We start from the raw sequence: 14,573 nt of genomic DNA, 5'->3' as shown, positions 1-14,573 counted from the left end.
AATATTGGGGAGAAAGTCATGGATTTGAAAATAAAGCGCAATCTAGAGCAGTTTTTTCAATTAATGGGTGAAAAACCGGCAGAGTTAGATGAGAAAATAGAATGCCACTTTCCGCCTTTTGGTATTTTGTTGGAGCTTGAAGAAGGGCGGCTATTAATGACCTCTTGGCTTTTAGAACACAAAACAACCGATGTTCTTCCGTTACTTTCTCGTTGTCATCCTGAAGTCTTTTTAGGCTTACCTCAACGCCTTTATATTGTCAAAAATAGCCTAATGATTAGTAGTTTAATGCCAAGTAATAGTGAAGGTATGAACTGGTATCGAATATGCAAAGCACAGCGAAAATTTTTATCGAATGTGCTCAAAGGTGGTTTGCTATGAAGACCTTAACTCGTTGGTTACAACTGGCTGCGGGACGTCAGGATATTATACTAGGGGCCATGTTGATGGTCGCCGTCTTTATGATGATCTTGCCATTGCCCACTTTACTGGTTGATGTGTTGATTGCCTTTAATTTAGCCTTGTCAATTATGCTATTGATGATTGCTATTTATATTAAAGATCCGCTTGAATTTTCCGTTTTTCCTTCTCTTTTATTAATTACGACCTTATTTAGACTGGCGCTAACCATTAGCACCAGCCGACTTATTTTATTACAGGCCGATGCGGGCCATATTGTCTACGCCTTTGGTAATTTTGTGGTGGGCGGTAATCTCGCAGTCGGGATCATCATTTTCGCTATTATTACCATCGTTCAGTTTATTGTTATTACAAAAGGCTCAGAGCGGGTAGCAGAAGTGGGGGCACGTTTCTCCCTTGATGGTATGCCAGGTAAACAAATGAGTATTGATGGTGATATGCGTGCAGGGGTCATCGATGCTAAGGAGGCAAAACGTCAACGGGGATTGGTACAAAAAGAAAGTCAACTTTATGGTGCCATGGATGGGGCGATGAAATTTGTTAAAGGTGATGCCATTGCTGGGGTAATCGTTATTTTAACAAACATTATCGGCGGGATTGCAATTGGTGTGATGCAACAAGATATGTCGGCTGGTGATGCGCTTAACTTGTATGCTGTTTTATCTGTTGGTGATGGGTTGATTGCCCAAATCCCTGCGTTATTAATCTCTATCACTGCCGGATTAATTGTTACAAGGGTACCAGGTGAGCAGAGGCAAAATCTTGCATCTGATCTTGTGAATCAAATGAGTAAGCAGCCAGCATCTTTAATGTTGGCCAGTGGCGTGATGTTTGTTTTCGCTTTAGTACCCGGTTTTCCTTTTTTAGTGTTTGGTACGATTAGTGGTTTTATTGCATTTGGTGGTTGGTATGCTCAGAAGAAACAGAAGCAAACCAGCGATTCTGGAGAGCCTATCAGTAACCCCGGAGAAATGAATGCTGATGGGGAAATGAATGGGGATAATATGACGCCAAGTGCTGTTCCCTTGATGTTAACTTTAGGCGAAAATGTGGATAGCAATGGGATTAAAGAAGAATTGCAGCGACTTCGCTGGCAGTTATTTGAACGCCTTGGACTGCCTTTGCCTGACATTCAGTTTCAAAGAATTAAAGGCGGTCAGGCTGACGAGTGTCAAGTGTTGCTTTATCAAGAACCGGTATTACAGCTGGCATTAAATCCTGAAGAAGTGTTACTCAATGAGACGATACCTCAATTACCTGCTAGGCAAGAAATACTCTCTTTTAGTGGAGAGACACTTTATTGGTTACAGGGGAATAGCATTGAGCAAGCCGAAGCGGGACAAATGAAGCTCTGTCAAGGTGCGAAAATCCCAAGCTTTTTAGTTGGCAAAGTGGTCGAGCGTTATGCAAACGAATTGATTGGTGTACAAGAAACACGTTATTTGATGGATGCTATGGAAGAGCGATATGGTGAGCTTGTCAAAGAATTACAGCGACTTTTATCGGTCAGTAAAATTGCCGAGTGCTTACAGCGATTAGTCGAAGAAGGCATTTCTATTCGAGACTTACGTACGATTTTTGAAACATTAGTAACATGGGTGCCCAAAGAAAAAGACATTGTCATGTTAACGGAATATGTACGTATATCCCTTCGACGACATATTCGTCGCCGTTTTACAGGGCCCCAAGGCTGGATTTCAGTGGTGATGATAGGTGAAGGGATTGAAAATATGATCCGAGAGGGGATCAGACAATCCACTGCGGGCAGTTATTCAGCCCTAGATGGCAATCAAACTCAGCATATCTTAAATACGATTAAAGCTAAGCTCAATGACAATGTGCAATGTGTGCTATTAACGTCTTTAGATGTACGTCGTTATTTACGAAAAATCGTGGAGCGAGACTTGTACACTTATCATGCTTTATCTTTTCAAGAGTTAGGTGATGATGCGGAAATTAAAGTGATTGCCCATGTTGATTTTGTAGGGGATGAATTTGATGCAATTGCCTGATAAAGAAACGCTATTGAATACGCTTACACAGGATTTATTTACCGATGTGCCTGCCGCACCGGCTGTTCGTTATTTTGGTAAGGTGAAAGAAATTGGACCGACGCTTATTCGAGCTTCTTTGCCTGGTGCACATCAAGGAGAATTATGTGTAATAGGTGGCCGATTAAGTGCTGAAGTGGTGGCATTGATGGGTGATGAGGCCATGCTATCTCCTTTTGATAGTACGGATAAATTACGCACAGGGGAAGATATTGAACTGTTAGGTCACGGTCATCGTGTCGCAGTGGGCAGTTGGCTTTTAGGGCGTATTTTAGATGGGTTGGGTAAGCCTATCGATGGACAAGATGCACCGAGTACTGAGTTTCGAGAAAATCACAGCGAAGCGCCCGATCCGTTAAGTCGGCAATTGATTTCAGAAGTTCTTCCTATGGGGATTAGAGCACTAGACAGTGCACTGACATGCGGTAAAGGCCAACGTTTAGGTATATTTGCGGCAGCAGGGGGAGGGAAAAGTACGCTGCTGGGCATGATAGCCTCTCATTGCGAAGCTGATGTTGTTGTTTTGGCGCTAGTGGGGGAACGGGGACGGGAAGTTCGCGAATTTATGGAATACAACTTACCCGTTGAAACCCGCAAACGGACAGTGATGGTGGTAGCAACGTCAGATAGGCCTCCATTAGAGCGAATGAAAGCCTCACTCACAGCAACCACAATAGCCGAGTATTTTAGAGATCAAGGTAAAAATGTTTTGCTCATGGTGGACTCGTTAACGCGATTTGCTCGAGCTGGGCGGGAAATTGGCTTGGCTGCCGGTGAGCCTGCTGTTGCCAGCGGCTTCCCTCCGAGTGTTTTTGTGAATTTATCGCGTTTATTAGAAAGAGCAGGCCCTGCAAAAGTAGGTAATATTACAGGGATTTATACCGTGCTCGTTGAAGGGGATAATATTAACGAGCCTGTGGCTGATGAAGTTCGCTCAATTTTAGATGGACACGTAGTGTTATCGCGCAAGTTAGCAGGATCTGGTCATTATCCTGCTATTGATATTAATGCCAGTGTTAGTCGTGTTATGGATCAAATTGTGCCGAAATCACAGCGATTACAAGCGGCAAAAATGCGGCAATTTCTCTCTTTGTATGAAGAGGTTCAACTGCTCCTTAGGGTGGGAGAATACCAAGAAGGTAATGATGCTGATACCGATGAAGCGGTCAGGAAAATCAGTGATGTAAGAGCTTTTTTACAGCAAGGTGTTGATGAACATAGTCCTTTTGAAGATACCATTGCCTTGCTAGCTGATGTGGTGAGTTAGGTATTTAGGAGGCTGAATGTCGTCATTGAATATTGATGAAGCAGACAAGATAATGCTGGCTCGATTGGTGGTTATTCGTAAACAAAAAGAAGATAAGCTAAGGCGGAAACTGGTTGAACTTGAAACGCAATGCGCCAGTATAAAGCGAGATATTAGTTCTGTTACTGAGCAAAGAAAAGCGGTGTTATTGGCGATACGTCAGCAAACGTTACCCGAAGAGAGTTTAACGCCGAGTGAATTTGATGATTTTAAATTAGCTTTGGCAAGGCAATACCAAAAAGAGCGTGCTTTAGCTCAGTCTATTCTTGAGCATAAAGAACGACTGGCTGATGTTGAGCAAGCCATAGTGAAATTTAATTTTGATATTCAAAAGCTCTTAAAAGATCAAGAAAAACTAAAGGTGGTACTTGATGAGTCATAATCTGAGTGTTGATAAGGCACATTTCATGAGAGTCATGTCAGTTGAAGAGCGAGGTGATCCTGACTCTGAGCTACGTGACCGCTTTTCCCGTTGTATGTCAATATCAAAAGACTTAGATAAGCAGACTCGTACTGGAATAGATAAAGCCGGTTTAGCGATGTTAAGTCAAGACGGTGGTGTGTATCGCAAAGGCAGTGCTGAAATCATGCGCCAAGGTGATATGTTATGTTATCGTTTGTTAAATGGGCCTATGATGGGGCTGATTATTCAGGCCAGTTACCGCCAGAATCAGGCTGTGATTAAGCTGTTTCCAGCAAATGAACGGCAGGAAAGTGCGCTTAATAAGGTAGCTGAAAAATTAACTGAGCAATTACAAACGCGTCCAACGCCAGTGACATTGGAGGTGAAACGTGTCGGCGAATGAATTATTAAGTTTAAGTCAGATTATTGGAACCGGTTTGCAAAATGAGCGATGTAAAATTGAACTCGCGCGGCGATCCGGTGATGGTTTTTTTTGGCAAATGAAGGGACAAGCTTCTGGCGTTGGCGTCTGGTGTAGTTATAATGATTGGCAGCAGCTTGTTGAACACTATTCAGCGCTACCTGATCCTAGTGTACTTCCTGATGAATTGCTCGCATGTGTTTCAGCCATTTTGTTTGAACCTGTTGGAGATTGGCTGGGAGAGTTATTGGAAGAGTCGCCAGTATCGATGGTATTAGCTGATGATATTTATCCATTCATGTCGTTTGATGATTATGGCTGTGCTTTTCTTCAGGTGCCGGTTAATTTGTATCAAGATATGATAACCCAGTGGTCACCTTTTCGTGGGCAAGAGCCCTTGGTTGAACTGAGTTTAGTGGCAGGGTATATCGAACAGTCCAGTGAAGATTATCATCGTGTTCAAGTCAGTGAAGGACAATGGCTTAAAGGTGATGTTAAGCCAGAACAAGGGCAATCTATACTTTGGTGGGACAGGCCCATTGCCGTGGTATCGCTTGATGATATTGATGTAAATGGCATTATTATTGAGCAGATGAGTCACAAACTGAATTTTGTACATCCTCCGCTAGTGGCTAAGCTGGCAAGCATTGAGTTATCACTTGCACAAATTGGCAGTATGATGGAGGGGGATCGTTTATCGGGTGACATGAATATGTACAGTCAGGCACAACTGACCCATGGTGATGAGATTGCGGCCACGGGTACTTTAATGAGAGGACGAGGTGGGCTCTTAATTCAAATAGAAGAATATTTTCACTAAGCTCATCACGCTTTATTTAATGATGTCAGGTTTTCACCTGATAGTGATAAAAACATAATGCGGTCATCATGGCATCTTAGACTAAAGGAGATGCCAAATGGCGATACTCGATCAACCTTTTCAGCTGATAATCTTGTTGTTTGGCTTGTCTTTATTGCCATTGTTTGCAGTAATGGGCACTTCTTTTTTAAAGCTTGCTATTGTTTTTGCTATGCTACGTAATGCGTTAGGGATCCAGCAAATTCCACCTAATATGGCGATTTATGGCTTAGCGTTAGTCCTCACATTATTTACGATGGCGCCAATCGGCATGGCCGTGAATGATAGTTTAGAAGTATCGCCGATAACCCTTGATGATCCTCAATTGATGAGTAAGGTGGATACGCAAGTATTGGTCCCTTATCGTGAATTTTTAGATCGTAATACCAGTACCAAACAGTCTTATTTCTTTATTAATGTGGGTCAGAAAATTTGGCCGCAGAAGTATCATGACATTCTCTCAAAAGAGTCATTACTGGTGATGATCCCAGCTTTTGCATTAAGCCAATTAATTGAAGCCTTCAAGATTGGTTTATTACTTTATTTACCTTTTATTGCCATTGATTTGGTCGTGTCAAATATCTTATTGGCAATGGGGATGATGATGGTATCACCCATGACGATTTCATTACCTTTCAAACTCCTTATTTTCATTTTAATGGGGGGGTGGGAAAAGCTGGTGGGTCAATTAATGATCTCGTTTTCATGAAACAAATATTGTTGAACGTGCAAGAAAGCTGATTGTTGATATTAAGATCATGAATAACAGTATGGTAAGAAAGGATTGGTATGAGTGAAGCATTAATTATTAAACTGACCTCTGAGTTACTGTGGATTGTGCTCTTGTTATCGTTACCTGTCGTTGTTGTGGCATCTGTGGTCGGGGTGATGGTGAGTCTAGTACAAGCTTTGACTCAAATTCAAGATCAAACCTTGCAGTTCTTAATTAAGTTGGTGGCTGTTTGTATTACATTAGTGGCGTCTTATCATTGGATGGGCAGTGCTTTGCTCAGTTATGCCACGATGACGTTTGATCAGATAAGTCATATGAGAGGCGGCTAATACTGAATTTTGTTGAGTCTTATTTTGATGACATGTGCTCGAATTAGCCTTATGAGAGGTCGTTAATGGATAATCCAATGCAATACCTGCCTGTTATTGCGCTGTGTATGATGCGTCCTTTAGGCATGATGTTACTCTTGCCCATCTTTAAGGGTGGAGCAATGAGCAGTACTTTAATTCGAAATGCGTTGGTTTTTTTGTTTGCGATGCCAGTGATCCCCGTTTTAAGTGATATGCAAGAGACTTTGCTGCAAGGGGATATGTGGTTTTTAGTTAAGCTTTTTACGAAAGAAATTATTGTTGGTTTTTTATTAGGTTTTTGTGCCGCGATTCCTTTTTGGGCAATAGATATGGCGGGCTTTGTCATTGATAACATGCGTGGTGCTTCAATGGCGACGGTATTGAACCCATTAATGAATGTGCAATCATCTATTTACGGCATTTTGTTTACACAAGTGCTTACCGTGTTATTTTTAGTCTCTGGCGGTTTTAATGAGTTGCTGACGTCTCTTTATCAGTCCTACAACCAATTACCCGTTGGATCGGAATTGTTTTTTTCAAATGACTTACTGGACTTTATTAATAAACAATGGCGATTAATGTCAACCTTGTGCTTAAGTTTTGCGATGCCGGCGATTGTGATCATGATTTTGGTCGATTTAGCGTTAGGGCTTGTCAATCGTTCGGCTCAACAATTAAACGTGTTCTTTTTGGCAATGCCCATAAAAAGTGGTTTAGTCTTGTTATTACTGCTTTATAGTATTGAATTTGCACTATCCCATTATTTACAGCAAATACATGCGTTTGAAAAAGAGATTGGTCAGTTATTTATTTTATTTGGCACAGATAAGTAGCAGGGTGCAATGTCAGAAAAAACAGAGAAACCCACCCCCAAGAAAATAAAAGATGCCCGTAAAGAAGGGCAGGTAATTAAAAGCCAGGAAGTCCTGACAGGGATCCAAATGGCCGTTATTTTGGGTTACTTTTTTTATAATGGCCGAGAAATGCTGCAAGCCATTATTCATATGATAGATGTTATGATAAGCAGTGTTAACTTGCCTTTAGAGCAAGCATCTGGTTTGGTCATTAACGAATTTGTCGATCTTTTTATTCGTTATGTGGGTGGATTGGGATTACTGCTAGCGGCGACAACCGTGATATCGACTTTGGTTCAAATTGGTCCCTTAATGGCCTCAAAAGCAGTAATGCCCAGCTTTAAAAAACTGAATGTGCTTCAAAATGCGAAACAGTTAGTATCGTTTAAAAGCTTATTTGAGTTTGCTAAAAACTTGACCAAAGTGATTGTGCTCAGCTGTGTGTTCTACTATTTATTACATCAATACGTTAATTCTTTTCAATATTTACCTTTATGTGGTGAGACCTGTGGCTTGATGGTGACATTTCAAATGGGCACTTGGCTATGGATGAGCTTCATTGCTTGCTATCTCGTGTTTGCGTTAGCAGATTATGGGTTTCAGCGTTTTACTGTGATGAAACAATTGAGAATGTCCAAAGAAGATACTAAGCAAGAGCATAAAAATGCCGAAGGGAATGCTGAGATGAAGCATAAACGTAAGGAGGTCGGACGTGAAATTAACAGTGGTGCGGCTGGCAATGTTAAGGCGGCGACCGCAGTGGTGCGAAACCCCACGCATTTTGCGGTTTGTATTTATTATAAAGAAGGGGAAACGCCCCTACCTAAGGTGACAGAAAAAGCCAAAGATCATATGGCATTACATATTATCAAAATGGCTGAAAAAGCAGGTGTACCCATAGTTGAGAATGTGCCTTTAGCGAGAGCCTTGTATAAAGAGGTGAAGCCTGGTGATGTGATCCCTGAGAGTTTGTTTGAACCTGTCGCTGATTTACTGCGTTTTGTGATGGATGTAGAATACGATGAGGAACTCAATTAATGTAAACTTAGAAGGCGATTTTTTAAGTTATGCTTTATCATTTGTGAGTATTTTGTATCTAATCTATTTCTCCTAGTTTATTTAATTGACTCTAAAGTTGACGCTTTAGAGGTCATATTCTTACTTTTATTTTTAATAGTTTGATTTTTAAAGTTTTATATTATCCAGTCTGTTTTTTTTTTTTAAGCTTCCTTGGTGTTATTGGGTATAGTGAATTGTCTCGTATTCATTCATTTTGAGTGGATGCTTTTCAGCCTTATAGCTTCATTTTTAATATGTAAGAGTCAGAGAAGGAGAGTGTTATGTCAGATGAAATTGCTTTTCGTATTCAGTTAGGCCTTATTTTACCTAAGTTGCAAGCCGCGATACAAGATGACTTATTGACGATTAGTCAAGAGTTGATGACCGTTATTCAAGCGGGCTCTCTTGATGATCAAACGGTGGAGCTTGATGATATTAAAGCTATTTTAATGAAAGATTTGGAGATTTTTGTTGATAGAGACATCATGCCGCCTCTTGATGCGATTTTAAACCCGCCTGTTGAAGAGACACCAATCGAAGAAGGTGAGGTACAGGCAAGCGATGAAGAGACAGAGGCTGAAGAATAATCAGATGCTTGAGATTGATAGGTTAGCTTTATTGGGGACTGTTGAAAATTAATGGCCTGGCTAAGAGATAAAAAGCAGCGCAATAAAAACAGCCATCACTTGATGGCTGCTTTGAGGATATGGATTATTCTGTTTTAGGCGCAGCATCACCAGTGAAGGCTCTGAGCCCATCACTGCCTAACACTTGACGTAAATCACCTGAAAAGAAAAGATTTCCATTGACACCCGTATTATTAAGTGAAGTTTCTCGCGTTGCTGCATTAAGAACAACATCTTTAAAAATTGTCCTATCTTCTTTTTCACTAAAATCTAATAATTGATATTCACTATCAGGATTATCTTTGTTTTTAAACTCCATAGCTTGAACCATCATATCAACAACCGTAGCTCGATCTTTGTTACTTTTACAACCTTCACTCACTGACATGCCTAGCGCATCTGCTGTTTTCATCATCAATGCTGATAACATCAGTCCTTCCATGCCATCTGGGGCACTTCCTTCACCATCATTTATTTTGTTGTAAATAGCATTTGTCAGATTTTCAGTGATCTGTAATAACTGTTTCGCGTTTTCTAATTGTACTTCTAGCTCTGTTGAAGGATTATGCTTATATTCTTCCTGCAGCTCTAAGTGAATTGCTTTAAATTCTTCTAGCTGGTTAGTTATTCCATCTTTTGCTTCTAGCCATTCGATCATTGCACCAATGTTAAGCGTATCATTGCGAAGTGAATTTAGGTATATGGCTGGGGCAACGGTAACTGTGGCAACAGTTGCAACAGCCAAGGCGATAGGAGTAGCAATCGCTGTCGCCAATATAGCTCCAATGCTCTTTAAAGAAAAACCATTATGTTTAATGAAGTTACCAAGCATTACTGGTGCCTGTTTGAGTTCATCTCCAAATGTCATTTTATTTTGGTTAATGGGAATAGTACAGGTACTGATAGGCGCTTTTCCCTCCTCTTGACGTATTTTATTGGCTTGATCTATTGTGGCTTTATGTTGTGCCAAGGCTTTTTTATTTTCATCTGGATTCATTAAGCGTAAATCAAAATGACGTCCACCTACCGTTTTACCTGTACTTTTTTGTAGGATATCAATTTGCTCGTTGACAGTGCTGCCTTGGCCTGGCTGCCAGAAGCCTGCACGGCCAAATTGGAACGCTTCTTTTTGGGGAGAATTAAGCCCATACGTCGCAATAGGCTTAACGGAGCGGATCATAGTATTGCTTAATGCCGTTTTAGGGTTGGCGGTATCAATTTGCGATCCTGGTAACTTACTGCTGTGCTTTCCGCTTAAGCTGGTGAGAGCAGTACCCCACATAGAAGTTTGACTTTCAATACGGCCTCCATTCACAGGTGTTTGGCTTGTCTGGAATGGCTTAACGGTAAATTTAAACGCTAAGTCGTCACCTTTTATTTTGATGTCATCTTGTGTTTGGAGTGTATTGATAAGGGCATTACGTACATTGACTTGATTGTTGGCACGGCTATTGTCAATATCTGACTCTGGGGAGCGATGATTATTGGCTTTGATGCTGCTTGCAAAAGCATGAATTTTTTGCGCCGTGCTGCTGAGATGGGTATGAGATACTCCATCTGCTTTAAAATCGGGTAATGAGAGCACAACTTTAGTCATTTGCTTAGACGTTAGTGCTGACTTTATATCCGTTAGCTCAGTTCTGATTTGTGTAATGTAGCTTTTAACGATGGCTAAATCTTCTTGGTAATGTGCTTCTTGATCAGTTAATTTTCCATCTTGTGCATAGGGGTTAGTGGCTAATGCTTGTGCTTGTTCATTTGTTATTCCGGCAGGCATAGTTTATCTCCCTATCACTTCTAAGTCATGGAGCATCTCGATTAATTCCTTGGTGTATTCTTCATAGATATTTAATAATTCAGGTAATTCCATAGCCTGAAGATTGAATTGGCATTGAGCCATGATGTGCGTTTGCCCCTGAGGATCGCTATTGAGTGCATAGCGGATAATGGATTGGACATTGCACTGATTACGTTCCATGAAAAATGCTAACAGTGTACTATTGATGTCGGTCTCTAAAATGACTTTGGATAAGAATAACCCCTCTTTCTCGGTTAAGGGCATAAGCACAAGAGGTGTTGATTCTTCGCCCGGTAAGGTGAGGGCAAGATCGTATATATCACTGCGTTGATAGGGCAGTGATTGATGTTTAAAAAAAGCTTCAGCTAATATATGGAAAGCTTGGTTGAATTGTAGGTTAATGACATTACTCATAATACTTCCTGCGGTTATTCATTGTTAAGGTGGTTCATCACTTTTTATCATAAAAATTATTATTAACTTTGAGTTGCTAGTTTATAATTATTGATAGTTATGCATTATTTTTGTTTTGTGTTGTTCAGTAAACTAACCAATTATCTCCATCAATGACTCTTTCTTTACCGCCTTGTAAAATAAATTGTTTTCTGAAGGTTTGCCGAGTGAGTCTTTCTTCGGGTAAGCCACCATCTTCTAGTATGAGTCCTCTAATTTCTTTGATTTCTTTTATGTCACGACGTAGTACACGTATTTTATTAATGAATTGAGATACGGCGCTGCTAATGCCAACTGGATCGCCCTTACTTTTAAACTCACAAAAAATGAGTACATCTTTTTCAACGCGATAGACGAGCGACCACATAGGGTGCTCCCAGCGTTGTCCCCAATGCAATGCACTGCCTTTAAAGTAATCATCAGTTGTTTTAATCCCCTGACGAGCGAGGTAACGTGTTACAGGATCCATGATGTTTTTCCTCAAGAGAGCCAATGATTGTTATTGACTCATTAAATGAAGTGAAGTGGACTTAACGAATATTCACTGAGTTGTCCATCTTGGCTTTAACTTCCACCAAATCTTTGGTGAGTGACTGTAATTGCTGACGAACTTGTTGAATAAGATCTCTGAGTTCACTGATATTTTTAGCGTATTGCTGCGCACCCGACATAATTAGGTCGCCATCAGCCCTTTTCTTATCGGCATTTTTGGTGTCTTCAGCAAGATCCAGCTTTAAACCGCCTTCTGTGACTTGTCCACCCGCTTGTAAAAGAGTCGAAGTAGATTTAGATATATGTTGTGTTATTGAGTTGCTGCTTGCTCCACCAATGCCTCCAATAGTGGAACCTATTACGGCTAGACCACCTGAGCCTATTGTGGCCCAAGCACCTTTGACTGCTGCATCAAATGCATCTTCAATCCCTGCTTTCTTCTCTTTAATCCCAGCCATTTGGATTTCCCAGCCTAAATCACTTTGAGACTGACTGTACTCTTGCATCATATTGCGAAGCTCTTCTAATAAATCTTGCATTTGCACCATGATTTCATTGATCATTGCAATGGCATTCATGCCGCTGCTATAGCTGCCATAGCTGATAGCACTGGTGTGGTCGGGAGACTGATTTGTATCGATAGGAGTTGTCATATTATTGACCTCTAAATATGTGTTAAACAATGTGTTATAAAAATAAATTAAACTGTGGTACTGGCAATTTGTGCTTGTAAGCTACCGGACTCCATAATGCTTTGAGAGCCACTGCTTAGGGTATCCCCTTGTTTACTTACAGCTTCTTCTAACATTTTGGTTTGCTGTTTCTTCATATCATCAAACCATTGATAGCACCATTGAAGAAAATCTTGTTCAAGAATGAGCTCATCAATTTTTTTCTGTAGTTCTGCACGCTCAAGGTCAATCGCGCCAGTGGTTACTTTTGATATGCCCGTTGCCGTACCTTGAAGGGTGGCGAATACGGCTGATGTTGCAGCTGTGATAGCGAGTTTGGTCATACCAGCAGCGGCTTCTCTCACTGCTAGCTTAGTAATTTCTTGGGTGGTCATGACGATGCCTTGTTCGACAGCTTTGTTGATGGCGACTTTAGCGGCTTCTTCTACGGCTTCTCTGACTACCCGTTTAATGGCTTCTTGGATCAAGTGTTGAGCCATCTCGTCAGAGATTTTTTCAGTGACCTTTATTCCCACCTCTTTAGCCATGGCTTTGGCTACTTCACTGGCAACCGCTTTGGGCATTTCGGTGGCGATTTGTTGCGCCACTTGTTGGGAGACTTGTTGAGCGACATTTTCTGCAATGGCTTTCGATGCTTGTGTTGCTGCTTCTTTTGCTGCTGCTTGTGTAGCAGCAGTAGCGCCGTGTGCTACTGAAGCCGTTGCTGCTTCTTGGGCGATTAGCGGCGCAGCTTGAGTCATTGCGGTTTGGGTGGCAGTAGTCGCTGATCGCGCCGCATAAATAGCACGCCCTGCCTGGAATAAGTCCACAGCGGCAGCAGTAATTTCCATGGCCAGTTGCACTTTACCGGCAATATCGGCCACTTGTTTTAGTTTAGCGATGTCTTTGTCATCAAGACCGAGCTCGTCAGCCATAAGAATAAGGGTTTCTGCCGTGGCTTTCACCATTCCAGCTAGGCCCGCCATAATGTAAGCTCCGCCAGCTGCGCCTGCGACAACATCGCCAGTGGCGATGGCGCCTGCTACTTTAACCGCGCCATAAATGACCTCAGCGGTGGCAATGGCCCAATCAAACACCACTTGAACAATGCCCCCTTTTTTGGCTTTATCAGCGGCTTCAATATTTTTAGCCAGTTGCTCTTGGAAGTCTTTAACTTGCTCATTTCTTAGGTAAGTTTGTGTTTCTGTTTGGATTTGCATGCTTTTGGCTGCAGCATCAGCTGAACTAGCAAATGTGGCTAATCCAAGGTTTGTGGCCATGAGCATCATGCTATCCATGGAGGTCTTTTCTAATAAAGACAGGCTCATGGATATTTTAGACGGCTGTGTATCAGGATCGGTGTTATCGCCTTGATCGATTAATGCATTAAACTGCCTAAAAATATTTTGTAATGCTTGCTCAGCTTGCTTCATGCTGACATTGGCATTTTTTTGTGTTTGATGTTGATACACAGCATTAGAGCTGTTTTGCCAAGTCGGCAGTCCAGCTTTTGATGGCGCTTGTGTTTGATCAACCCCGTTAATGAAGGCTGGATTAACTATGTTGCTGGTATCGTTTTGAACTGTGGTTGTCATTGTGTCGCCTCTTTTATCGTTTTAAGCTGACTTTCAACATCTTTTTTGATATCGGCATATTGAGTATGGGTATGGCACCAGATCATGGCGGATTCGAGGGCATTTTGGGCACTCTTTAGGTTACCAAGCTGGACATAACTTAGGGCAGCTTGATAAGCACTAAAAGGCTTGTCGACTTCAATGGTTCCTGCGCGTCCAAAGCAAAATATCGCTTCTTCATGTGCACCAGTTTGTTGATAACAGATCCCAAGGTTAAAGTTATAATCATAACTCCAATGATCGAGGCGCATGAGTAAATACAATACCCGTTTGGCTGCTTCAAAGTCATTACAGCTCATAAGTTGTATTGCATACTGATACAAAGTGGCCAAGTCTTGTGGGTCGGTGTCGGCTAACATGGTCAGTGAGCCACCACGTTTTAAAAACTGTTGTAAGGTATCAAACTCTTCTTGTTTCATAAGGGAGCCTTATTATTCAATTGT

At 41.4% G+C, this 14,573-nt stretch carries 17 protein-coding genes; 11 read left to right on the top strand and 6 right to left on the bottom strand.

Annotated features, from left to right (window positions below; translation table 11 throughout):
- The first annotated feature begins 18 nt into the window (after positions 1 to 18).
- From Q0976_RS10440 to Q0976_RS10390, 11 genes are all read left to right on the top strand, one after another.
- The gene (locus tag Q0976_RS10440; protein WP_299493696.1) at positions 19 to 381 is read left to right on the top strand and encodes a type III secretion apparatus; all 363 of its coding nucleotides are present in this window, start codon (positions 19 to 21) and stop codon (positions 379 to 381) included.
- A complete protein-coding gene (locus Q0976_RS10435) occupies positions 378 to 2,432 on the top strand; it encodes an EscV/YscV/HrcV family type III secretion system export apparatus protein (protein ID WP_299493694.1) in 2,055 nt (684 codons plus the stop codon). The genes Q0976_RS10440 and Q0976_RS10435 overlap by 4 nt, the downstream gene beginning before the upstream one ends.
- Positions 2,419 to 3,738: an EscN/YscN/HrcN family type III secretion system ATPase gene (locus tag Q0976_RS10430; protein ID WP_299493692.1), complete on the top strand. Its 1,320-nt coding sequence runs from the start codon at positions 2,419 to 2,421 to the stop codon at positions 3,736 to 3,738. The genes Q0976_RS10435 and Q0976_RS10430 overlap by 14 nt, the downstream gene beginning before the upstream one ends.
- A 16-nt stretch (positions 3,739 to 3,754) precedes the next feature.
- Positions 3,755 to 4,159 carry a hypothetical protein gene (locus Q0976_RS10425; RefSeq protein WP_299493690.1) on the top strand — a complete coding sequence of 135 codons (405 nt, stop codon included), beginning with the start codon at positions 3,755 to 3,757 and terminating at the stop codon, positions 4,157 to 4,159.
- Positions 4,149 to 4,583 (top strand): hypothetical protein, encoded by a 435-nt coding sequence (locus tag Q0976_RS10420; RefSeq protein ID WP_299493688.1) that lies wholly within the window; start codon positions 4,149 to 4,151, stop codon positions 4,581 to 4,583. Before Q0976_RS10425 ends, Q0976_RS10420 begins: the two co-directional genes overlap by 11 nt.
- Positions 4,570 to 5,421 (top strand): hypothetical protein, encoded by an 852-nt coding sequence (locus Q0976_RS10415; RefSeq protein ID WP_299493686.1) that lies wholly within the window; start codon positions 4,570 to 4,572, stop codon positions 5,419 to 5,421. The genes Q0976_RS10420 and Q0976_RS10415 overlap by 14 nt, the downstream gene beginning before the upstream one ends.
- A gap of 97 nt (positions 5,422 to 5,518) precedes the next feature.
- Positions 5,519 to 6,169, top strand: coding sequence for a type III secretion system export apparatus subunit SctR (gene sctR / locus Q0976_RS10410; RefSeq protein WP_299493684.1), 651 nt, complete (start codon positions 5,519 to 5,521; stop codon positions 6,167 to 6,169).
- Between the two features lie 80 nt (positions 6,170 to 6,249).
- Positions 6,250 to 6,522: a type III secretion system export apparatus subunit SctS gene (gene sctS, locus Q0976_RS10405; protein ID WP_298774073.1), complete on the top strand. Its 273-nt coding sequence runs from the start codon at positions 6,250 to 6,252 to the stop codon at positions 6,520 to 6,522.
- A 65-nt stretch (positions 6,523 to 6,587) separates the two neighbouring features.
- Positions 6,588 to 7,376 (top strand): type III secretion system export apparatus subunit SctT, encoded by a 789-nt coding sequence (gene sctT, locus Q0976_RS10400; RefSeq protein WP_299493682.1) that lies wholly within the window; start codon positions 6,588 to 6,590, stop codon positions 7,374 to 7,376.
- 9 nt (positions 7,377 to 7,385) lie between these two features.
- Positions 7,386 to 8,435 (top strand): EscU/YscU/HrcU family type III secretion system export apparatus switch protein, encoded by a 1,050-nt coding sequence (locus Q0976_RS10395; protein ID WP_299493681.1) that lies wholly within the window; start codon positions 7,386 to 7,388, stop codon positions 8,433 to 8,435.
- Between the two features lie 302 nt (positions 8,436 to 8,737).
- On the top strand, positions 8,738 to 9,043 hold the full coding sequence (locus Q0976_RS10390; RefSeq protein WP_299493679.1) for a hypothetical protein: 306 nt from the start codon (positions 8,738 to 8,740) through the stop codon (positions 9,041 to 9,043).
- Positions 9,044 to 9,167: 124 nt separating this feature from the next.
- On the opposite strand, the gene Q0976_RS10385 is transcribed toward Q0976_RS10390, so the two are convergent.
- The 6 genes from Q0976_RS10385 to Q0976_RS10360 all read right to left on the bottom strand — a co-directional run bounded on the left by Q0976_RS10385 (position 9,168) and on the right by Q0976_RS10360 (position 14,549).
- Positions 9,168 to 10,859 (bottom strand): inositol phosphate phosphatase SopB, encoded by a 1,692-nt coding sequence (locus Q0976_RS10385; RefSeq protein WP_299493677.1) that lies wholly within the window; start codon positions 10,857 to 10,859, stop codon positions 9,168 to 9,170.
- Between the two features lie 3 nt (positions 10,860 to 10,862).
- Positions 10,863 to 11,294 carry a hypothetical protein gene (locus tag Q0976_RS10380; RefSeq protein WP_299493675.1) on the bottom strand — a complete coding sequence of 144 codons (432 nt, stop codon included), beginning with the start codon at positions 11,292 to 11,294 and terminating at the stop codon, positions 10,863 to 10,865.
- A gap of 124 nt (positions 11,295 to 11,418) precedes the next feature.
- Complete coding sequence (locus Q0976_RS10375; RefSeq protein WP_299493673.1) at positions 11,419 to 11,802, bottom strand: secretion protein; 384 nt, start codon at positions 11,800 to 11,802, stop codon at positions 11,419 to 11,421.
- Positions 11,803 to 11,863: 61 nt separating this feature from the next.
- Positions 11,864 to 12,478: a hypothetical protein gene (locus Q0976_RS10370; protein ID WP_299493671.1), complete on the bottom strand. Its 615-nt coding sequence runs from the start codon at positions 12,476 to 12,478 to the stop codon at positions 11,864 to 11,866.
- Between the two features lie 47 nt (positions 12,479 to 12,525).
- Positions 12,526 to 14,091, bottom strand: coding sequence for a type III secretion system translocon subunit SctE (gene sctE / locus Q0976_RS10365; RefSeq protein ID WP_299493669.1), 1,566 nt, complete (start codon positions 14,089 to 14,091; stop codon positions 12,526 to 12,528).
- A complete protein-coding gene (locus Q0976_RS10360; protein WP_299493667.1) occupies positions 14,088 to 14,549 on the bottom strand; it encodes a SycD/LcrH family type III secretion system chaperone in 462 nt (153 codons plus the stop codon). Before Q0976_RS10360 ends, sctE begins: the two co-directional genes overlap by 4 nt.
- Positions 14,550 to 14,573 lie beyond the last annotated feature (24 nt).

The organism is uncultured Shewanella sp. (genome assembly GCF_947501665.1).
Lineage (GTDB): Bacteria > Pseudomonadota > Gammaproteobacteria > Enterobacterales > Shewanellaceae > Shewanella.
Note: the sequence above shows the minus strand (reverse complement) of the source record. Positions and strands in the feature narration are given on the sequence as shown.